Here is a 22,868-nt window from a genome sequence, read left to right as displayed (position 1 = left end):
TATAAATTCAATCTTAAAAAAGGGATGGACTGCAGATGCAGCAAAGGGTGGAACAATGCTAAGGCCTCGTTCCTAAAATTCATTTGATACTAAAGCGCATTATTGGATTTTTCCATGCTACCGCCCTTAGGTTGCAGCTCCCAATATGCTGATATGATAAAATGCAAAGACGAAACACTTAAACTAACGTCTGTCTTAGGTCTTGAGTTATAGCTAAAATCACGCAACCAAAGTGCTTACTGCACTATTTAGTATGATCTTCGCTATATAAAAGCAGATAAATAAATCAACTTTCATATGAAATCGAGCTGCATTTTACACTCAATATAAGGAAATAGGAATTAAATTATTCCCCCTCAGAACATCACTGCGAGCAAACTCTCCAAGTCTTAAAAAACAATCCATTGACACCTCAATCATTCATTTTAAAAGCATCTTTCACATATTATTTACTGTTATATTTCATCAAAAAAAACACAAATCCCTCTAATTGACAGTATCATCAAGGCTTCTTTCACATTAACAACGCGACTCGCCTCCCATTTACTTTAAAATGATTTTATGACATTTTTAAGGATCCATTGCCATTGTCTAAATATCCCCATATCATTAATAAGAAGATTACCTTTGATCTTTTTATGTTTTTATAATTTTTTACAAGTAAGGGAATTAGGATGAAGAAGACAACAATTGCGTTATTAGCGGCAATGTCGATGGCTAGCTCTGCGTTTGCTGCGACTGAAACAGGCACTACAGCAGGTACTGCAGGAACAACTGGTACAACAGCATCGACTGGCGCAGCAGCGGGTACAGCTGGCGCATCAGCAGCAGCGGCTGGTGGTATTACGGCAACAGCAGTCGCAGCCGGTGTAGCAGTAGCCGTCGCTGCAGTTGCAGTTGCCGATTCAGGTAGCAGCAACAACACAACGACGTCTGTTTCAGCTGCTCAAGGCTAATTACATCGCATAAGATGTAAGACAGAATAATAAGAAATAGCTGTGTTATTTAATGATCGCACTGTTGAGTGCGGTTGTTATTTCACTTTACTTAATAAAGCCACAGCACGTTCAATCACCCTTTCAGTACCTTTTACTTCTCCACTTTGGACATAAGCAGCTCGGATGCGGATATTTCAACGTTTTACCCTTTTAACACTGACACTTTTACTGTCTGCAGGTATTACCGGCTGTAGCCAAAAATTCAATGATGTTAACGATACGTTATCAGTTGCCCTTTTTGGAGATGACGATACCGAACTCGCCAGTGATGACGTAGAGCGCTTGCCTTACGCTAGCCTTTATGCGCAAGTCGATGATGGTCCACAAGCCTTTATGGTATTGGCCTTAGCCGAATCGGCTTTGTCATTAACACCGGAAAGCCCAAACACAAGAACACAACTAAAATGGGTATCATCCGACAAAGGCATGCTGGTCACTGAAAGTGGACGATTAATAAAAAGTATGAACTTACCTCAGGGTAATTTGATTGATACTTATAGCTCCCAACCTGACCCACTAACTCTAGGACTCCAACGCGCAAGTACCCCTATGTATTGGCAACGCACCATCGATTGGCAACCCGGTTATCATTTTGGTTACCAATTAACCTCAAGGTTTTTACGCCAAGACAATGCCGTCATTATGATCAATGAACGCCCCATTGAAACGTGGCATTTTATTGAATCCGTCACCATTGACGCACTCGACACCCATTACCAAAATCAATTTTGGATCGATGGAAAAACAGGGAAGGTGCTTAAAAGCCAGCAAACATTGGCACCCGGCTTACCTGTCATTAACATGACTTTATTGAAGCCTTATTCATAAACACGGACGATCATGACCTTGCTTTTATCATTATTTCGCTTTTTATTGCATTCTCAATCGCGAGGTCTACTGACACTCGCGCTGTTTACTTTTTGCTCTGTGACTTATGCGCAGGCAGCTAATACATCAACGCCGACTACTTCAAAACCAGACACGCTAACATCGACAGACACTCAGCCTTTTGTCATTAAGGTGACCCCATCATCACAGCGTGAACGTCAACTGCAGCTGAGTTATTCAACACCTGTGCGGATGAAACAAGTCTTATCGGATAGCTTGACGCATTTTCCGGCTTTCTTAGCCAATGATGTTAAGACAGACTCTCGTATTTATTGGACAGGCGCCGCGCTCTTTCACGCTTTCCCTCACCCGCAACAACACGTGGTTGTCGCCCAACTCAACCAATTAGCGACACATTGGCAAAGCGAGCAGCAACAAGCCGTACTGAATTTAAGCCAGCAACTCGCACAACTCATGACGGGTGAGCGTATTTTTACGTCATTGGATTATGACAATGTGCGTTTAAATAAGCAGTCGAACACCCTCATCACACAGAATCTCACGCTTATTCTGCCACCACGCCCTGAACGAATTTTAGTGCTGGGTGCTCTCGAAAAGCCCGTATGGACAAAGTGGCAAACTCGGCTTGACGCAGAAGCTTACCTGAAGCAAAGCAAACCGCTCAGCAATGCCAATAAAAGTGACGCATGGGTGATCCAGCCAGATGGTACTGTAGAACAACACCCTACCGCGTATTGGAATCGCGATCATCACGATATTGCCCCTGGGGCGATTGTGTACTTAGGCTTTTCTTCATTACCCGATGGGTTTGAAACGCTGAATGAGGATATTATTAATCTGCTAAGGAATCGAGCTCTGTAATGCATACTGTCTTAAAAACATCACTCTCTGCCCTTACATTGGCCATGTTGCCAATTTTACATGTGCAAGCCGACGACTACAGCTACCCAGTATTAACCCCTTCACAGTCAGATTTCGGCGGCGTGGGTTTAATCCAAATGCCGTCAGGCCGTTCAGCCCAAGAAGGCGAGTTTAGCATTGGCGCTACGTATAATGATGAATATATGCATTATAGTGCATCGCTTCAATTATTACCCTGGTTAGAATCCACCATTCGCTACACCTTGGTTCAAGATCTATTTTATAGCAACGATCCCAGTTTCAGTGGTGACACCAAATACACCGATAAAGGCATCGATTTTAAAATTCGTCTGCTAAAAGAAAGCTATTGGCTACCCGAAACAGCTATTGGCGTGCGTGATTTTGGGGGAACCGGATTGTTTGATGGCGAGTTTATTGCTGCCAGTAAACATGTAGGTCCGTTTGATTTCACCGTTGGTGTGGGCTGGGGCTATATGGGTAATAGCGGTAACCTGTCTGGCGATAAAGCCAATAGCATTGACTGTGGCCGAGACACCAGCTTTAAAGGCAAAGGCGGTAGTGTCGACTTTGACCGCTGGTTCACGGGCTGTAGTGCCGTCTTCGGCGGGGTAGAATACCAAAGTCCTTGGGCGCCTCTTCGCTTAAAAGCCGAGTATGACGGCAATGATTATGTCAGCGACTTCCCGGTGACCCGCGGCGGCGTTGATATGACCCAAGACAGCAAATTTAACTATGGCGTGCTATATCGGTTCGGTCATTGGGGCGATGCACGCTTAAGCTATGAGCGCGGCAATACGTGGACCTTTGGCTTTACGCTTAATACTAACTTTAACGATCTGAAAGCCATCTGGCAGGATGAACCATTACCGGCTTATTTACATCGTGATACAAGTGTTCAAGAGAACTTAAGCGATGCCGATTGGCAGCAACTTGCTCAAGATTTGCACCAGATTGCCGGTTATGAAGATCCGACGATTTATACCACGGACGATACGGTCACTGTCGTTGCACCGCAAACCAAATACCGCGACCGTGATGAAGCCCATAAGCGTGCCGCTACGGTGATTGCCAACCAATCGCCCGAAGCCAAAGAATACCGTCTTATTGAGACCTCCAACCATCAGGCGATCACCGAAACCCGTATCGACAGCGAGCAGTACGCCAAAATCGCCCAATACGAGTATTTTGGTGCCAAGGTGGAAGACAGCGCCACCGTGGATATTCCTGACGCCCCACAAGGCACGTTGGTTGCCAAGTCAGATAAAAACTGGGACTTCAGCCTATCACCAACACTGCAGCAGTCGATTGGTGGTTCTGAAGACTTCTATATGTTCAACATTGGTATCAATGCGGGCGCCAATTACTGGTTCGGCGATCATGTTGAAGTCGGCGGCTCACTGTACTTCAACCTGTATGATAACTATGACAAGTTCTTGTACGAAGTGCCGCCCGATGGTACTGACTTGAAACGTGTCCGTACTTTAGTGCGCCAGTACATCAACGATAACCCAGTACGAATGGATAATCTCCAGCTGACCTGGATGGATCGCATGGGTGACAACTGGTACGGCCAAGCCTACGGGGGTTACCTGGAAATGATGTTTGGTGGTGTCGGTAGTGAAGTGCTCTACCGTCCACAAGGCAGCAACTGGGCCATCGGCTTAGATGCCAACTATGTGATCCAGCGCGATCCTGATTCACAATTGGGTTTCTTCACAGAAGAAGTGCAATACGATCCATTGACCGGTCGTGACTACCGCGTGCAAACTGGTGCGATGACCGGCCACTTAACTGCCTACTACCAGCCACAATGGGAATGGTTACCAAATACCTTACTCAAAGTCAGTGCAGGTCAGTACCTGACCGAAGATAGAGGCGTCACGGTTGATTTCTCGAAGCAGTTTGACAGTGGCGTGATTGCCGGTGCGTTTGTCGCATTGACTGATTTAACCGCAGAAGAATATGGCGAAGGCAGCTACAACAAAGGCTTTTATATCTCAATCCCGTTTGATGTGATGACCGTGAAACCGAGCACCAACCGTGCGACAATTTCATGGTTACCATTGAGCCGTGATGGGGGGCAGATGCTGAACCGTAAGTACAATCTGTACGGCGTGACCGATGCACGTAGCCCATGGTATGAACGAAAAGCCATGAACTAAGCGTATTCATGAAGTCTGAGTGCTTAAACGCAAAACGGCTCGACGATGAATAATCGTCGAGCCGTTTCTTATTACATTCTAGGCGAATCAAATAGCCGTTTATGATCGTTCAAAAAGGTTCATTTAAAGCTCCGGCGATAAAGTGGTGCAAATAGCTGATGCTATTAATCACCGCCAATCGCCAAACAAAAAAAGAGATAAATAAAGGTGTTAGAAAGCATGTCATGGCTGAGGACAATAAAGCCAGGCCATCCTATTAATTGAGACAACAAGCACCGTTGCATGAGATTGCTCACGCAACATTATCCATTCAGCCCCTAACCATCATGAATAATAGGAAACGGTATGGATAACGTCGTAATGTCAAAAAACTGGCAAGCCACACCTTTCCCGAGTCAATTAAAGCCAAGATAATGGCAAACATATCCTCCGTGTCATATCAACAATAAAACACAGAAAATAAATAGATATTCATTCCAAAATGATTACAAGAAAGCTTAGGATATGGCGACATTACGGTATTATTGATTAAATACATAATAAAGTTGTTCACAATTCAACATAGAAGAGGTTGTTGTATGTTTAGGGCTTATGCTCATTTTTCCGTGGATCACCCTTTCATTCATAAATTCAATTTACTCGCTGTACTCAGCATTTTCGTGGTGAGCTGCTATGAATTATTAGCGAATGAATCCATTATTTTTGCTCTCGGTTTTGTGCTAATTGTCTTTCCTGCGCTTGTCTTTGCCAAAGCATCAGACTACAAACAAAAATATTTGAGTGCTAAAAATTAAGTTCATCTCGACAGTGAAATAGACTTACTGATAAAAAGAAACGCTGTAATGATGAGGGTCATTACAGCGTTTTTTTATATCCATTCGTGGCTATTTAGACGGATGTACGCGCCTGAAGCTGCTGCCACATTGCTTTGACAATCAGTTGATCGGCAGGCGTCAATTCCGATTGTGCTTGCGCAATGCTGGTATCAACCGCTTCTTTCATCACATCAATCGATGCGATGCCGTTAAGCTCACACTCTGCTGCCGATAATGAAATATGACCTCGTAAGTAACCACCAGCAAAGAGCTCATCATCTGAGGCTGTTTCTACCATTTGGTCTATCAAGCAGGATAACTTTTCTTCATATTGCTGGATCATGTTCATTACTCTTCAATCAATTATTAGTAAGCGTGAATATGGCCTTGACCGCTAAGCAGGCATTGGAAACTGAGTCGATGCCAGGAAGTCAACGTGATAATACCCACGTAAACGGTCTGATAACATCTGCGCTCGCTCGGGCATACCTTGCTCTAAATAGCGTAATACCTGCTCTCTCACTTTCACTGTGAAGCCTACCCTATCTGGCTCTGTGTCTCCACTCAAGTTATCACAGCTGACTTGGAATCGAAAACCGCAACTGGCAGACAAGATCCATTCAACAGCTTGGGGTTTGATTTCTACGTTTTCAAACTCCGCTTGCACCGCATCAGTTCGACCATCAGGTTCATACCAGTAGCCGTAATCTTCTAACAATCGACGTTGCGGACCCGCAATACACCAATGCGCTATTTCATGCATGGCTGAGGCAAAAAAGCCGCGAGCAAAGATAATACGGTGATGAGCACTCGCAACATCTGCGGGTAAATAGAGAGGTTCATCACCGCCTAGTACTAGCTCTGTGTTAAAGCGCTCTAAAAAGGTGTCATTAAAAATGTTGATCAGAGTATTGTAATTATGAGGCATTAAACAACTCTTTTCTCAACAGTTCTACACTCCAAAATATTTTTTTTTTTCCAAACAACATCCCCAATACCATCCGTCGGGTTAAAGCCAGTGGGTGCATCGAGTAAAATTTGACGAATATCTTCATGGTTGAAGTCATGACAGGCACTATCGAGAGATTGAATCAATTGTTCATAATCGTCGAGAGAAAGAAATTGTTCATTTGCAGTCATGATACGTGGATGGCTTGTTTTTCCAACACTCTCACCAATCAATAGTTCTTCAAACAATTTTTCACCAGGCCTCAGCCCCGTAAACTTAAATTCAATATCGCCATACGGGTTATCCTCAGATTTTATATCTAAGCCTGAAAGTTTAACTAGGTTTCGAGCGAGATCGACAATTTTAACAGGTTGCCCCATATCTAACACGAAAACATCTCCGCCCTTCCCCATCGCGCCAGCCTGAATAACAAGTTGCGCAGCTTCAGGTATCGTCATGAAATAACGAATAATATCTGGGTGCGTGATCGTTATTGGACCACCTTCTTTAATTTGGCGTTTAAATAATGGAATAACAGAACCGGAAGATCCTAAAACATTACCAAATCGAACCATGCAGAACCGAGTGCCCGACTCTTTCTTTGCCTCACTTTCCGCTAATGCCTGTAAACCTAACTCAGCCATACGCTTTGTTGTACCCATTACATTTGTTGGACGCACGGCTTTATCTGTTGAAATCAATACGAATGATGAGACACTCGCTTCGATAGCAGCACAAGCTGTATAATAAGTACCGAAAACATTATTACGGACTCCTTCAACAACATTATACTCAACCATTGGCACATGCTTGTACGCTGCTGCATGATAAACCGTATCAACTTTGAATGTCTTCATGATAATCGATAAACGGTTAATACGTTGGACAGAACCGAGCAGAGGTATTATTTCAATGTCGAAATCTCTATGTGCTGCATACTCTGTTAGCTCTTTATCTATACTGTACAGACCAAACTCTGAAAGCTCAAAAAGTAATAATGCTTTAGGTTGCAGCTTAATAATTTGGCGACAAAGTTCTGAACCAATTGATCCGCCAGCACCTGTCACCATCACAACTTTATCTGTAATATTTGATGTCATCAAATTATTATCTGGCTTAACAGGCTCTCGTCCTAGTAAATCTTCAATAGGCACATCACGAAGTTGAGCAACTGAGACATTATCATTCACAATGTCATCGAGGTTAGGGATTGAAAGTACTTCAACAGACAAATCCACCAAGGATTCAACAATCGATCGACGCTGAGAACGGCTCGCACTAGGGATAGCCAATAATACTTTCTTTATTTCACACTTTTTGACAAGCTTTGGTAATTTATTCGGATTATAAACAGTCAATCCTTGGAGTACATGTTTATGAAGTTTACGATTATCATCCACATAAGCTACAGGGTTTAATTCATCACCTTGACGCAGCAGATTGACCAGTTGTCTTCCCGCAACACCAGAACCATAAATGACAACATTCGGTTTACGCCTAATTGAATGTTGCGAAAACAACATTCGGATAGATAACCTAGCACCACCTGTCAGGATAAACAAATAGCATAAATAGATAACCGAAACACTTCTTGGCACCCAAATATTATAAAAATAGGTCGTTATTATGAATGCAATAGTGGATGAAATAGCGCCTAATCCAAGCGTAAAAATCGCATGAACACTTAAATATCTTAAAATTGCCCGATAAAATCCAATTTTAACAAAAAAAGCAATCGTAACAACCGAGAGAAATGCCAGAAAAAACCAATATTCTGACTTAAAGAGCTCATCAAATGCCCCTAATCGCGTCCAAAATGCTCCCCAAAAAGCAATCTGAATAAAAACAAGATCAATACAAACACTTATAATACGCTTATAAGCTCGTGGGATAGAAAAGAAAGTATCTAAAATTGACATACAACCTCAAGCAATTAACAATTTCACACCTATTAGCATGAGAGTTCGATTATACAATAACTAAATCGAGAGCGCGCTATTAACCAGTGGGCCCTTATTGAAGCCACTGTTGTAGCTAAAAGCAAGTCACTGTCAGTGACCACATCAATAATTATAATAAAAACAAGCAGATAGCACGTCAATTGATAAATGAAAACCATATTATAATGGCCATCAATCATTATAACTAATATTTAATTTCTAAATTAAATATCATAGTTAATTAAAGCTTATCTTTTGCAACAAAGTAACCATACTTTTATCAAAACAAAAAAGGTAAGTATATATCACGCATAAAAAAAGCGACCCGTGGTCGCTTTTATCACTACTAACTCAAAAATCAATCGCGTATCATTTGGGTTTGACTGCATCACCAGAACCGCTACCTGTTACAGTCATAATGAGGTATTTAAAGTAACTTGGGATAGTCAAAGTCTCGATCATTTTTTTATCGATATCAGCTAACAGTTCAGGCGTCGACATATCAATATTTTGTACTTGAGCTAACCCTGTCACACCAGGTAATACATTGTATACGCCAAGTTTATCCCTTGCTCGGATTAAGTCGTCTTGATTAAATAAATTAGGTCTTGGACCAACTAAACTCATTTCACCTTTAAGAACATTGATAAGCTGCGGTAGTTCATCAATTTTTGTTTTTCTTAAAAAAGCTCCTAATTTTGTTATTGAAGCTTCATTTGCTAAATGGCTTGCTACAGATTTTGTATTAATGCCCATTGTACGAAACTTGATCAACTGAAATGATTTCTTATTCTTACCAACACGAGTTTGAATAAATATAGGGGAGCCAGTATCAAACAATCCAATGATAGTAACAATTAGTAAAATCGGAAAGGTAGCTATCAGACCAATAAAAGAAAGAGAAAAATCTAAAAAACGAATCATAACAATCTCTGTTTATTTAATTTATCCATAGCTTGTGCCATGGTTTCAGGTGGAGTCCAACCAAGTAATCTGCTCGCTTTTGATGGATCTACTTCTAAATCACCGATTAATTGGTTTGCTTGATGTGATTTACCCAATACCTTAGCAGCTAGTTTCATTAAGGTAATAGGTACAGGTAATTGAACCAATGAAGTACCAAGTCCTTTTGCTATTGCGCTAGTAAAAGCTTTTGTTGAAATAGACTCTCCATCAGATATCAAAAATGTTTCCCCGGCCGCTTTAGGGTGTATCACACATGTATAAATAAAACTTGCGAGATTTGTAACCGAGACAAAACTGCGTTTATTTTTACATAATCCAAAAGGCAAAAAGGGTACCTTCTTTATTAATTTGGTAAGGCTTCCAACATTCCCTGGAGCATTAGCACCATAGACAAGAGTAGGTCGAATAATAACCACTTCCAACCCTGTTTCTTTGGCTATCTTTTGTAAACCTTGTTCAGCTCGAAGTTTAGATTCAGCATAACTATTATGTGGTTTGGGAGTCTCATTTTCATCAAAAGCATTACCAAAAGTATTCGCACCATTCACACCGATAGAGCTAACAAAAACAAATCGTTTAACACCAGCTTTAGCAGCTTCAGAAGCAAGATGTATCGTCCCTTCTGTATTCACATCAAAAAATTCTTCATCAGTATAGCTAGCATTGTGTGCTAATCCGGCTAAGTGTATAACTGAATCAACGCCTCCTTGAAATGCAGCATTCCAGTTAGTTGTTGAGTGAATACCATCAACTTTAAATACATCATTTAAAGTATACTGACTAGCATTCCTAACCACACATCTAAAGCCATTTTCATTCGTCTCATATATCGCTTTACCAATAAAACCAGTAGCTCCCGTAAGCAAAATTGTCATGATGGCACCTTAACAAACCATCGTGTTAATAACGTTGCCAACTTATACGGTAATTTTAACATTACGAGAAAAATACTCGTTCTTATACCATTTTCTCGACAAGCTCTAACAATTTCAAAATTCTGGTGAATGCGCCAAGCTAAACCGCTAGAGCTTACTCCACCTTCCCTCATTTTTACTGATATCTCAGGAACACGGTAAGTTTTTACGCCATTGGCAAGAAAGCGAGTGATAAGTTCAAAATCAGCGGCTACACGATAGTCTGTTTTGTAAAAACCAAATTTCACATAGGCTTCACGTTTCGCATAGAATGTAGGATGCGGTAGCATGATACCTAATCGAATAAGGGATTTTTTAAATATTTTCGAGCTATATAAGCGTGTTATTTTATTTAAATCAAACTCAGAAACGTAAACTAGATCAGAATAAACAGCATCAATATCACTTGATATAAACCCAGACATTAACTGTTCAACACTTGATGATGATGCAAAAACGTCATCTGAATTCAAAATACCAATGACATCCCCTGTAGCATGCTTAATACCTTTGTTCATTGCATCATATAAACCACTATCTTTTTCTGAAATATGAACAGATACAACATCTCCATATTGTGCAACAATATCGTTGGTTCTATCTGTTGACAGTCCATCGACCACGATATATTCAATATTGGAATATGTTTGAGACTGTACAGATTTTAATGTGTCTTCAATTGTTTTTTCAGAATTAAAACAAACCGTTATTATTGATACTTTCATACGCCCTTACATTTCCATTTAATAAATGGAGTATTATTTATCGTTCAGAATTAACAAGATGTCTTGCGTTTTTTGCTTCATCAACACTATATTTTGACGAGACTCCACGTTCAAACGCACAACGGGCTCGGTATTCGACGAGCGTAAATTAAAGCGCCACTCTACAAACTCCAAGCTGATCCCATCGGTCTCATCAAAGAGCAATGCATCATCTTTATACATATCAAGTACACGCTGAATCGCAGCTTGTGGATCCGCTAATTTTAAATTGATTTCGCCGGATGACGGGTAAGCTTCTATACGCGCTTTCACCATCTCCGATAACTTCACGCCTTTAACTGACAGTAATTCTGCTACCAATAACCAGGGTATCATCCCGCTATCACAATACGCAAAATCACGGAAGTAATGGTGGGCACTCATTTCGCCACCGTATACCGCATCTTCCTTGCGCATCCGCTCTTTGATAAAAGCATGACCCGTTTTAGATAGGATAGGCTCACCACCTGCTGCAGTAACTACATCAATAGTATTCCAAGTTAAACGCGGGTCGTGAATAATTTTAGCGCCGGTATTTTTTTGCAAAAAGGCTTCCGCTAATAAGCCCACAATATAATACCCTTCAATGAACTGCCCGTTTTCATCAAACAAGAAACAGCGGTCAAAGTCACCATCCCAAGCAATGCCCATGTCAGCTTGGTGTTCAATCACCGCATTCGCAGTATCGGAACGGCAATCCGGCAATAATGGATTAGGGATACCGTTAGGGAAGTTTCCGTCTGCCTGATGGTGCACCTTGATAAATTCTATAGGAATATCTAATGCGTTAAAACGGTGTTCGAGTTCATCAATCACATGACCCGCCGCTCCGTTACCCGAATTCACCACCAGTTTCATCGGCTTGATATTCGAAGCGGTAATGTACGTCATCAAATGATCGACATACGGCATGAGGTTCGATTGCTGGGTTAGCGAACCCCGGTGAGTAACCGGATTAAAATCATTCGCTTCTGCTAATCGCTGAATATCACCTAACCCTGTATCACCACTAATAGGCTTCGCATCTTCACGCACGAGTTTCATGCCGTTATAATCCATAGGATTGTGGCTGGCTGTCACTTCAACACCGCCATCAACGCCCAAGTATTTAGTCGCGAAATAGATTTCTTCCGTCCCTGTCATACCGATGTCGATAACATCCACCCCTGCATCCAGCAAACCCTCAGATAAAGCGGCTTTCAAGGCTTCTGAGGTCAGACGGACATCCCCTCCGACGACAACGGTTTTCGGAGCTAAATGCTCACCGAACGCACGACCGATTCGATAAGCAATGTCTTCATTTAATTCATGACCTAACTGCCCACGAATATCATAAGCTTTAAAGCACGTCAGTGTCTTATTTGTCATTATATTTAATATCCCACACCGTAATCTTCAACACGCACCACGTCATCTTCGCCCAAGTAAGAGCCTGAACGCACTTCAATTAACTCTAACGGTACCTTGCCTGGGTTTTCAATCGAATGCGCCACTCCAATCGGGATATAGGTGGAGGCATTCTCACCCACCAAAAAGGTCTTATCCCCATTGCGTACTTTTGCTGTCCCAGAGACGACCACCCAGTGCTCTGCACGGTGATAATGCATTTGGGTTGCTGTTTTCTCACCCGGCTTCACCGTCAAACGTTTCACATGAAAACGTTCACCATCGGCGATAGCATCATGCGAGCCCCAAGGGCGGTACACCTCACGGTGTTGCAGGTATTCAGGACGGCCGGCTTGTTTAAGCTGATTGACTATCCCTTTTACATCTTGCACCTTGTCTTTGTGTGCAATCAAGACCGCGTCTTTGGTTTCCACCACCACCAAGTTGTCTACCCCAACGGTGGCCACCAATTTACTCTGCGAGTAAATATAGCTATTGGTGGTATTTTCCATTAAGACATCCCCCCGAGTCGCATTGCCTTGGGTATCTTTTACGTTCACTTCCCACAGTGCTGACCACGAGCCGACATCACTCCAGTTCGCGTCCATCGGTACCACCACCGCATCCTGGGTTTTTTCCATGACCGCATAGTCTACCGAGTCATCCGGGCAAGCATAAAAAGCCGCTTCGTCCAAACGGATGAAATCCAAATCGCCATGGGCACCCGTCATTGCTTGCTGACACGCAGTCAAGATATCGGGACGGTGGGCTTCAAGCTCTTGCAAATACCGAGAGGCTTTAAATAAAAACATCCCGCTGTTCCAATAATACTCGCCGCTATCTAGATACTGCTGGGCTGTCTCTGCATCCGGTTTTTCCACAAACGCATCCACGGTATACGCCGTATCTGACACCGCCTGACCCTGTCGGATATACCCATACCCGGTTTCAGGGGCATGAGGCACAATACCAAAAGTTACGAGCTTGCCCGCTTTAGCCTGAGGAGCTGCAGCATTCACCGCATCCACAAATGCCGCTTGATTTAAAATGACATGGTCAGCAGCTAGGACCAATAACAAAGGGTCATCACCTTTTTCTGTCGCATGCAGGGCAGCCAGAGCAATTGCCGGGGCGGTATTGCGTCCCACGGGCTCCAAGACAATGCCACTGTGTGATAACTGCTGCTGGCGCAGTTGCTCTGCCACAATAAAGCGGTGCTCTTCATTACAAATGAAGAAAGGCGCCTGATGAGACAACCCCTCCAAGCGGGCCACAGTTTCTTGCAGCATCGTACTATTGTTGGTCAGAGAGAGGAATTGCTTGGGGTATAACGTACGCGATAATGGCCATAAACGGCTGCCAGAGCCGCCCGCCATAATGACAGGTAATAACATGATTTACTGGTTTCCGTTCATAAAGTACCACTTGGTGTGCTCGTGCACCTCATCGGATGCCAATAATTCTGACACCTCAAACCAACGGTAGTGATGATGTTGCTCTTGAGGCAAGCTATCAAGGTCAATATCGACCTGCAGGCGATAGCCCAACACAACATAATGGGTAGAAAAGTCGACACCGGAAAAGTTATCGGAATAGAAGTGTTCAAACGGCCCGATAAACTCGGCGTCCTGAATCGTCTGCGTCAGCCCCAGCTCTTCTTGTACTAACCGAGAAAAAGCCACGGACATCGATTCATCTTTGCAAATCCGCCCGCCGGGGACAAACCAGTCCCCTTTGGCCGGGCGGTTCAGGCGCTGACCGAGCAGCACCTGACCTTGCGTATTGCACACAATCAAATCAATGGATATCAACGGGGTACTCGCCACCACCGTTTTAAATAACGCCAGCTCTAAGCGCTGTGTCATAGTCCACCCTATCCTTGTTGGTGTGTACGCTTAAGCGCGAAAGTTCGCTTGGTTAGCCAAAAACCACTGATAAGTCGTGGCTAAACCTTGCTCCAGTTCAATCTGGTAGCGCCAGCCTAAATCCGCTAAGCGACTCACGTTCATCAGCTTACGAGGCGCACCGTCAGGCTTAGTGCTGTCAAACACGACATCGCCCGTGAAACCCACCACTTTTGCCATGGTTTCAGCCATTTCGCGAATCGTACAATCCACGCCCGTGCCCACATTGATGTGCGACAGCATCGGCTGAGTATTGTCTTGGTAGGTCTGCGTGTCTAACTCCATCACATGGATAGAGGCGGCTGCCATGTCATCCACATACAAAAACTCGCGCATCGGGGTACCCGTGCCCCACACCACCACTTCTTTGTCATTATTCAGCTTCGCTTCGTGGAAGCGGCGCATCAATGCCGGAATAACGTGAGAATTGTCCGGGTGGAAATTATCGTTCATGCCATACAGGTTCGTCGGCATCACACTGCGGTAATTACGACCGTATTGACGGTTGTACGATTCACACAGTTTAATGCCTGCAATCTTAGCAATCGCGTACGGCTCATTAGTCGCTTCTAACGTGCCCGTTAATAGGGCTGTCTCCGTCATTGGCTGCTCAGCCAATTTCGGGTAAATGCACGAAGAGCCTAAAAAGAGCAGGTTTTGCACATTGTTCTGATGCGCAGCATGCACAATATTGCATTCCATCATCAGGTTTTCAAAGATGAATTCTGCAGGGTAAGTGTTGTTAGCATGAATGCCTCCCACCTTTGCCGCCGCCAAATACACTTCGTCGATACGTTCAGTCGCAAAAAACTCACTCACCGCCTGCTGGCTGGTCAAGTCTAATTCTGTGCGGTTGCGCGTCACCAGCTCAATGTCATCACGGGCAGATAACTGGCGCACAATGGCGGAGCCCACCATACCGCGGTGCCCGGCGACAAAAACACGTTTCTTATTCACTGACATAGTGTTTAGTTTTCCAAAGAGATAGACACATCAAAACCGTGGGCTTTCAATAACGCGTGCTGCTTGGATTTCGCCACGTCCGACTGCACCATTTCAATACACATTTCTTCAACGGTAATTTCAGGTACCCAGCCCAGTTTTTCTTTGGCTTTGCTTGGGTCGCCCAATAGCGTTTCAACTTCTGCCGGACGGAAGAACTTAGGGTTCACACGGACAATCACATCGCCGATAGCCACGCCTGAGACTTTCTCGCTGTCAACCGCAATAACTGTCGCAATTTCATCAACACCTTCGCCGCTAAATGCCAGCTCGATACCCGCTTCTTTTGCCGACATACGGACAAATTCACGCACTGAGATTTGCTTACCGGTGGCGATAACGAAATCATCTGCCACGTCTTGTTGCAGCATCATCCATTGCATACGCACGTAATCTTTTGCATGACCCCAGTCACGCAGTGCATCCATGTTACCCAGCTCCAAGCACGACTCCAAGCCTTGAGAGATGTTCGCCAAGGTACGGGTGATTTTTCGGGTCACAAACGTTTCGCCACGGCGTGGGGATTCGTGATTAAACAAAATACCGTTACACGCGTACATGCCGTACGATTCGCGGTAGTTCACCGTGATCCAGTAGGCATACATTTTAGCGACGGCATACGGTGAGCGCGGGTGGAAAGGCGTGGTCTCACGCTGAGGGATTTCCTGCACTTCACCGTACAACTCTGACGTCGAAGCTTGATAGAAACGGGTCTTTTTTTCTAGACCATTAATACGGATAGCTTCCAGCAGACGGATGGTACCCATCGCATCCACATCAGCAGTGTATTCTGGCGATTCAAATGAAACAGCCACGTGCGACATCGCGCCTAAGTTATAAACTTCATCTGGTTGGATTTCTTTTACAAGACGGATTAAGTTAGAAGAGTCCGTCAAATCACCATAATGTAAATGAATATTGGAATTTGTATTACAGACAGCATCAACACGCTCTGTATTTAATGAAGAAGCACGGCGGATAAGGCCATGGACTTTATAGCCTTTTTCTAATAATAGTTCTGCCAGATAAGAGCCATCTTGCCCTGTGATACCAGTGATCAATGCTATCTTCATTTTAAAAAACCTTTTCGTAAACGTGACATTCTATATATTTCACACAAATGATGAAACACAATTTTTGGTGAATAATTCTCACAAATTTTTTTTCTACCATTCCGTCCTAATAGAGTTCTCTCTGAATTAGACAAGTTTAGCATTTTAACAATTTTATTTTTCAAATCACGAGCATCAAATGCCTTAGCAGTAAATCCTGATATGCCATCATCAACAATTTCAGCCACTGCTGAATTATCAAAACAAACAACCGGAGTTTCACAAGATAAACTTTCCGCAGCAACTTGGCCGAATGATTCAATACGGGAAGGAACAACAACAACGTCAGCAGCAGAATAAATTTGTGCCAGTACAGTTGAATCAGAAACATGACCAGTGTAAGTAACATCAAAATTTAAAAATTTCTTATCTGCTTTTTTCTCTCCACCAAAAATAACAAGATGTATCATATCTACTCTAATATCTTCTTGCAGTAAATTTAAAGCATGGGCTAAGAGATCGTAACCTTTTAGATGATTTGCAGTACCACCAACAGCACCAAAACATATAACAAACTTGTTTTCAGGGATAGAAAAAAAAGAACGACTTACTTCTGTTGCATAAGGGCGAAAAATGTTTGTATCAATAACATTCGGCAAATACTTAACTTCAATGCCTTTTAGTAGGTTACTACTTTCTGCTCGCTTAGCCATCCATTTAGAAGGAGCAGTAAAAATTACATTTCTCTCACGAAACTTTGCTTTCAAACGTTCTTTTCGCTTATAAACCCAACGATTCAAGTCAATACCCAACGTTTTATTTTTAGGTGTAGAATATCCAGAAATGAATCTGTTCGATACTAAGCTATAATGCTCAGCTCCACAGAAAAGCCAATCATCATGAAGTGAAAAGATAAAAATTCTATTGTCATCAAGTAGTAAATTTAACTGTTCTAACGAAATAGTATCATTATTAATCCAATGAAAATGTACAATATCTGCATCATCATCGATAGAATTAATAACATGCTTTGAACTAAACATATTCAAAGAATGCTTAGCTGTATTTTCTGAACGTTGAAGTTTTAGAAAAATAAAAGATACGACTCTTAACACTAAATGACTAAAGTAAGAACATTTACTAGGGCCAACTATATCTGGTTCTAACGTTCGCTTTTCCGCCACTATATACTTGACTGCAAATGAGTCATTTAAAATTTTATAATGCTTATACGCAGCTATTGCTGCGCCACCTCTTATATCAGAAAAAGATATTAAATTTAATTTCATATGTACCAACTTTAAAGTTACAACGATAAAGAATATATCGCGACCTCGTTATTCAAACATACCAACTTGATTAAAAACTCCAGATCCAGATCTGCACATTCAACATTATAAGTAACATTGGAAAACTCATCACTTATTGACCATTTATGTCATTAAGTTTAAATATACATCCATTATCACTCACCAAGCCTAACCACCCAGAAGCTGATGTTGATGTCATTTAAAACAAGCACTTACATCACAAAAAGGAACTATATTTTCATTATGGAAATGATTAACATCATAACAGCTAAAAATCATATAACGAATCAACATTCATCACTTAACCGTAAAGAAAGAAGCAAAACAAGAGCAAATACATATGGGAAAATAATAACTGTTTCAGAGAAAAAGTAGTTACCAAAAAAAGTAAACACTAAAGCTTTTTGCATAAACGCTAATAACAACAACCACCTTTGGTCATACAATGAAACACGATATAGAGCTTGCACTATAATTCCTATTAAAAAGGAATATAGAACAACACCAAAAACCCCCAAATCCTGATAAAATGGATATAAAAAAGTTCTCGCATTGAAAAATGAAGTGTCGTAATATTCTAACCCCATCACATTTACATTATATTCAGACTTATACAACGGCCATAAAAAAGCTTTTAACGCCCCCCAAAATAAAGACATATCCCCGTTGCTTATTACTAGTTTATTTAGATTTTCATAACACATTGCTATATAAGTATAGAATGGGCTAAATATGACACCTAAACCTTCACCAAAATGTGTTACAACTGCGCTTGCACTATTTATCCTCATAAATGTAAATATAGACAAACCTAAAAGTACAAACACTCCAAATGATATAACTTTAAAGAACCCTACTTTATAAACAGCTAAATATAGATAAAAAACACCAAGAATAAATATTAAAAGCCCCCCTCTAGAGACAGTGTAAATAATAGAATAGATAACAATAGAAAAGAAAATAACAGTGAACAATAAACACTGTCTCTTCTTAGTTAGATATTTATTTTTAAATAATTCAAAAACAGCAGCTATAGATATAAATGGTAACAACAGTTCGAAATAATTCAAAAATGGAACCGAACCAGCAACAGATGATTTAGCATCACTAGCTCCTGAAAAAAACAATGCGGGTTCAAATAACTGCCCTTTGAATCTAATCAAAAAAGAAAGCAGTGCAAGGAAGAAAGTTAAATTAAACACAAGTCGATATAGCTTCGTAAAAACAACCCCCCTAACATTATTTTTTTTATTATTAACCCCAGGAATGAGAAGCAGAGGAAAATAAAGTGAAAGCCCACCAAGAATAACAACCATATGAGTCATTAATACCCACTCGGTTTGTAGATGGTTGTACCATGGTGAATACGATGAAACAGCTGCTCCAAAAAACCAAATGGCAACCGAAACCCCCAAAGGGTGGTAATTATTTCTTGTTATATGGAGGGATAATAAGTAAAGGATTAGAGCTAAAAGAAGATAAAGTAAACTAATCACTTACGGCACCTGTTTTAAAATCAGAAAAAACAAGGGAAATTAAATATGCTAATAGCAAAACAATACCCAATGATATCTTTAGCAAAACAAAATAATACATTTCATAAACGTCAAACAAATTAAAAGCTACTAACGAAACGATAAGAAACATCAAAACAATGCCATTACTTAATACAATGTACTTTCTTAAGTCTAAAGCATTTAAAACATGATAAAGTATTGCAGTAAAACAGAAAGGTAACACCCCCCAAGTAACCAAATGTATTTCACTCAATAAATATTCATACTGAGTATATTTTACAATGAAGAACCCCATTGAAAAGTTAACTAATATAACAGCAATAACTGTAGGCAGTAAAATAAATAAAGTTTCTTTTATATATATAACCCTGCCTGTTTCAATTGTTTCCCGTACAATTTTTGGGTAAATCAACTCAGCAATAATTGATGGCAAAACCAATAAAGCAGAAAAAGCAAAAATAACAACTGAATACTCACCAAGTATTTTTTCGCCCAGAAAGTTACTAATAAAAACACGGTCTAATGCACTGTACAAAAAAACACAGACTGCATTTATTAATAACACCTTAGATACGGAGAAAAACTGTTCACTTCCTTCAAGATTAAAGCAACCATTATACAACCACAAAAATGTTTTCTTAATATATTTAATTGAAAACATCAACCCAAAAACAAGATAAGGGATAAAATATAAAACCAAATATTCATAATTGAAGTCAATCCATATGAATAACAATATTGCCAATATTGGTAATATTGAAAAGTAGAATGGCACAGCGATCATAACTACTGTATTACCACGCCCACGGTAATAAGCCTTCAATATATTGGATTGGGCAATAATCACGCCAGATATAAAGAATGACAAATATATTAACGTTTCCCCTTGAGAATATAATATATAACAAGTTATAAGCAAACTAACTAATAAGCTTACAAGTGAAGCTATAATTGCATAATTTATTGACCTTTCTTTTTCAGAAGTAGGTACAAACCTATCAAGTGAAAATCTAGTTCCCAAATGGCTATAATCAGCAGACTGAAGAAACACTTTAGCAAGACTAAGTACACCTAATTGCTCCGTACTTAGTCTCTGCATGAATAGTAAGTTCAATATCACATTTAAAAACTGCACGAAGTAAACAGTTAATATATAAATATACTTACTTTTCATTAATATTCTTCAACTCTTTTTTTACCATATGATAAAATTCGTCTTTCATTTCAAAACCATTATCAATATTTTCGGATAATTCTTGATATTTACTTCGGTATAATAAATGGTAGTCATCACCAGGTCTAATTTGAACTTTCGGTAAAACTTTTGAATGATATAGATTCGTAAATGTTTTAAATAAAAGAATTCGTGCTTTACGCTTTGTATTATCGTCTAATTTATGGATACTATTAGTTTTGGATAAATTGATGAAGTAATCATCCACGCTCTCGCTTTCAATTGCAACTCTAAAACCACTATAGTAGCCTTTACCTGCAATAATGGCAGGGATACCGGCACAGCTAAATTCTAGTCCAGCAGTACCTTTAGCCGTAACTATACAATCAGCCAGATCATAAATACTTTTAGTATTTAAATTAGCTGGTAGAACTTTTACATTTTCTAGAGAATAACTATCGATGATGTTTTCAACCACTCCTTTCTCCCCCCACATATATGAGCTTGGATGTGACTTAACAAAACAATTAATACCATCTACTTTATTTAAAAAAATCAATGTTTGTACTAGCCAATCATAGTAATCCCTAAAGAGTAACCCTTCTCCAACATGTGGCGCATCAGAAAAAGCATGAGCCATCACAAATATGTTTTTATTATCTTGCTCTTGAGGTTGAATTAAATCATCCTTTCTATAAATGACTTTATCTTTATAAGCATTCTTCACATCAACTTGGTCTATATCACCTTCAAGCCTGCTTTGATAATAATCATTTGCCTTTTCATAAATGGTGTCATCGTTCAAAGATTTATTAAACTCTTGCATACTTATTTTTAAAAAGTGTTGATTTACATTTTTATTTTTATCATAACATTTATAAACATCCATATCTTTTAATAAAATCAGTGCTCCATTTTTATGTGCCTGTCTACACAAAAGACCATATTCAGCGTAAACATTATGACTTGTAACAACTACTTGAATGTTATATTTTTCAAGTATTTTATCATTCATATGAAATGTAAAAGCAGCTCTAAATATCAATCTAAAATGCTTTTTAAATTCTATGTTATCAACAGTATATGTATTGGGTATAAATCGAATTAATGTATCGTAAATCAAGTCACCAATAATGATATCATTTAATTTAAAACCAACTAGATCATCCCCTTTTTTTATATTTTTAAATATATGAAAAGTTACATTGATAGCCTTAGCTATAATTAAAGGGTTTAAATAGCCTTGCCAATAATTCAAAGATTTATTTATACAAAACGACTCATATACGGCTTTTACATTACTTGAAGAATTATATAAAGACCTCGTCATTACTATGCTCTTCAGTTTTAAAACTTCTTCTGCAGCTTTTGCTAATCGGGCTTTTTCAACGACTGATGTTGGTGAATCAACAAAACCTTCAATCAATATTCCAATGTCATTATTTGTATTAGTCCATTTCGTTCTATTCTTATCTATAAATTTCAATTCTTCCATTGAAATACTATAGGGAAGCAGTTGTTTAAAGATTTTTTTTATTTTATTTCTAATTAAGTTCATCATTCACTCTAATAATTTCAAATAAAAACAATCATCTAAAATAAGATTGACCGGTTACATTGGAAAATTAATTTCGACAGCTAACACTTATAATTCACAGTTTAGATTCTTAACTAAAAATCCAATTCATTTATAAACTAAACCCATCATCAACAATAATATTTTGACCAGTGACGAATTTTGACTGTTCTGATAATAAAAACATTATTGAACCAATGATCTCATCAACATCCAGCATTCCTGCACCATGGGTGTTACCTTTATAAGCATCTAGAAAAGCGTCTGGCTGATGGTCAAAAATCCCACCAGGGCTTACACAGTTAATACGAAAACGACTATCGTTCACGTAAGCGGCAGCATATTTATTGAGATGCAAGATGGCAGACTTAACCGCGGCATATTCAACAGGCATGGTCATCGGCGTATTGTCATAAATGTCAAATTTTGGCGCAACAACCCCATAAATAGATGAGATATTGACTAACGAAAATGGCTCCAGCTTATCTTGAAAATAAGCAGCACATTGCTGTGTAAATAAAAATGCGCTACCAAGGTGTAAGGCAAGGTTTTCATTAAAGCTCTGCAACGAGACATCAAAGAAATGAGCACCATAGGTGCTATTTCGTGGGTACGTACTGTTGACGGCACCGGTAATACCCACTTGCGTAGCAAAAAAGGCCTTAACCTCCGCTTCATTCGTCACATCCAATGGTACCAATGATAGCG

20 protein-coding genes are annotated in these 22,868 nt (G+C 40.3%); 4 read left to right on the top strand and 16 right to left on the bottom strand.

The features are described 5' to 3' along the window. Positions 1-674: 674 nt before the first annotated feature. The 4 genes from C9J48_RS27115 to C9J48_RS27100 all read left to right on the top strand — a co-directional run bounded on the left by C9J48_RS27115 (position 675) and on the right by C9J48_RS27100 (position 4,891). Positions 675-956 carry a hypothetical protein gene (locus tag C9J48_RS27115; RefSeq protein ID WP_006232898.1) on the top strand — a complete coding sequence of 94 codons (282 nt, stop codon included), beginning with the start codon at positions 675-677 and terminating at the stop codon, positions 954-956. Positions 957-1,121: 165 nt separating this feature from the next. Beyond that, on the top strand, positions 1,122-1,826 hold the full coding sequence (locus C9J48_RS27110; protein WP_006232897.1) for a YjbF family lipoprotein: 705 nt from the start codon (positions 1,122-1,124) through the stop codon (positions 1,824-1,826). 12 nt (positions 1,827-1,838) lie between these two features. After that, the gene (locus C9J48_RS27105) at positions 1,839-2,708 is read left to right on the top strand and encodes a capsule biosynthesis GfcC family protein (protein ID WP_006232896.1); all 870 of its coding nucleotides are present in this window, start codon (positions 1,839-1,841) and stop codon (positions 2,706-2,708) included. After that, positions 2,708-4,891 (top strand): YjbH domain-containing protein, encoded by a 2,184-nt coding sequence (locus tag C9J48_RS27100; RefSeq protein WP_006232895.1) that lies wholly within the window; start codon positions 2,708-2,710, stop codon positions 4,889-4,891. The genes C9J48_RS27105 and C9J48_RS27100 overlap by 1 nt, the downstream gene beginning before the upstream one ends. An 888-nt stretch (positions 4,892-5,779) precedes the next feature. Here the strand turns inward: C9J48_RS27100 and C9J48_RS27090 are convergent. The 16 genes from C9J48_RS27090 to C9J48_RS27015 form a co-directional block, all read right to left on the bottom strand. Continuing rightward, entirely contained in the window at positions 5,780-6,049 is a 270-nt protein-coding gene (locus tag C9J48_RS27090; RefSeq protein WP_006232893.1) for a YfcL family protein, read from the bottom strand. 51 nt (positions 6,050-6,100) lie between these two features. Further along, a complete protein-coding gene (locus tag C9J48_RS27085; RefSeq protein ID WP_006232892.1) occupies positions 6,101-6,634 on the bottom strand; it encodes an elongation factor P hydroxylase in 534 nt (177 codons plus the stop codon). Then, entirely contained in the window at positions 6,634-8,574 is a 1,941-nt protein-coding gene (locus C9J48_RS27080) for a nucleoside-diphosphate sugar epimerase/dehydratase (protein ID WP_006232891.1), read from the bottom strand. Before C9J48_RS27080 ends, C9J48_RS27085 begins: the two co-directional genes overlap by 1 nt. A gap of 390 nt (positions 8,575-8,964) precedes the next feature. After that, the gene (locus C9J48_RS27075) at positions 8,965-9,519 is read right to left on the bottom strand and encodes a sugar transferase (protein WP_006232890.1); all 555 of its coding nucleotides are present in this window, start codon (positions 9,517-9,519) and stop codon (positions 8,965-8,967) included. Then, positions 9,516-10,436, bottom strand: a complete 921-nt coding sequence (locus C9J48_RS27070; RefSeq protein ID WP_006232889.1) for an NAD-dependent epimerase/dehydratase family protein — start codon at positions 10,434-10,436, stop codon at positions 9,516-9,518. Before C9J48_RS27070 ends, C9J48_RS27075 begins: the two co-directional genes overlap by 4 nt. Further along, complete coding sequence (locus tag C9J48_RS27065; protein WP_006232888.1) at positions 10,433-11,200, bottom strand: glycosyltransferase family 2 protein; 768 nt, start codon at positions 11,198-11,200, stop codon at positions 10,433-10,435. The genes C9J48_RS27070 and C9J48_RS27065 overlap by 4 nt, the downstream gene beginning before the upstream one ends. Positions 11,201-11,233: 33 nt before the next feature. Next, positions 11,234-12,607: a phosphomannomutase CpsG gene (cpsG, locus tag C9J48_RS27060; RefSeq protein ID WP_006232887.1), complete on the bottom strand. Its 1,374-nt coding sequence runs from the start codon at positions 12,605-12,607 to the stop codon at positions 11,234-11,236. Positions 12,608-12,612: 5 nt separating this feature from the next. Beyond that, the gene (locus tag C9J48_RS27055; RefSeq protein ID WP_006232886.1) at positions 12,613-14,019 is read right to left on the bottom strand and encodes a mannose-1-phosphate guanylyltransferase/mannose-6-phosphate isomerase; all 1,407 of its coding nucleotides are present in this window, start codon (positions 14,017-14,019) and stop codon (positions 12,613-12,615) included. A gap of 3 nt (positions 14,020-14,022) precedes the next feature. Further along, a complete protein-coding gene (locus C9J48_RS27050; protein WP_006232885.1) occupies positions 14,023-14,490 on the bottom strand; it encodes a GDP-mannose mannosyl hydrolase in 468 nt (155 codons plus the stop codon). A 30-nt stretch (positions 14,491-14,520) separates the two neighbouring features. After that, positions 14,521-15,492: a GDP-L-fucose synthase gene (gene fcl, locus C9J48_RS27045; RefSeq protein WP_278044556.1), complete on the bottom strand. Its 972-nt coding sequence runs from the start codon at positions 15,490-15,492 to the stop codon at positions 14,521-14,523. Between the two features lie 5 nt (positions 15,493-15,497). Then, entirely contained in the window at positions 15,498-16,604 is a 1,107-nt protein-coding gene (gmd, locus tag C9J48_RS27040; RefSeq protein WP_006232883.1) for a GDP-mannose 4,6-dehydratase, read from the bottom strand. Next, a complete protein-coding gene (locus C9J48_RS27035) occupies positions 16,601-17,872 on the bottom strand; it encodes a glycosyltransferase (RefSeq protein WP_006232882.1) in 1,272 nt (423 codons plus the stop codon). The genes gmd and C9J48_RS27035 overlap by 4 nt, the downstream gene beginning before the upstream one ends. Positions 17,873-18,180: 308 nt before the next feature. Continuing rightward, positions 18,181-19,389, bottom strand: coding sequence for an O-antigen polymerase (locus tag C9J48_RS27030; RefSeq protein ID WP_081450123.1), 1,209 nt, complete (start codon positions 19,387-19,389; stop codon positions 18,181-18,183). Then, positions 19,382-20,509: an MATE family efflux transporter gene (locus C9J48_RS27025; RefSeq protein WP_131541649.1), complete on the bottom strand. Its 1,128-nt coding sequence runs from the start codon at positions 20,507-20,509 to the stop codon at positions 19,382-19,384. The genes C9J48_RS27030 and C9J48_RS27025 overlap by 8 nt, the downstream gene beginning before the upstream one ends. A 64-nt stretch (positions 20,510-20,573) precedes the next feature. Beyond that, positions 20,574-22,079 (bottom strand): hypothetical protein, encoded by a 1,506-nt coding sequence (locus C9J48_RS27020; protein WP_131541648.1) that lies wholly within the window; start codon positions 22,077-22,079, stop codon positions 20,574-20,576. A gap of 193 nt (positions 22,080-22,272) precedes the next feature. After that, positions 22,273-22,868, bottom strand: a 596-nt coding sequence (locus tag C9J48_RS27015) for an oxidoreductase (protein WP_107281299.1), incomplete at its 5' end; no start/stop codon positions are given.

The organism is Photobacterium profundum (assembly GCF_003026285.1).
Classification (GTDB): Bacteria; Pseudomonadota; Gammaproteobacteria; order Enterobacterales; family Vibrionaceae; genus Photobacterium; species Photobacterium profundum.
Note: the sequence above shows the minus strand (reverse complement) of the source record. Positions and strands in the feature narration are given on the sequence as shown.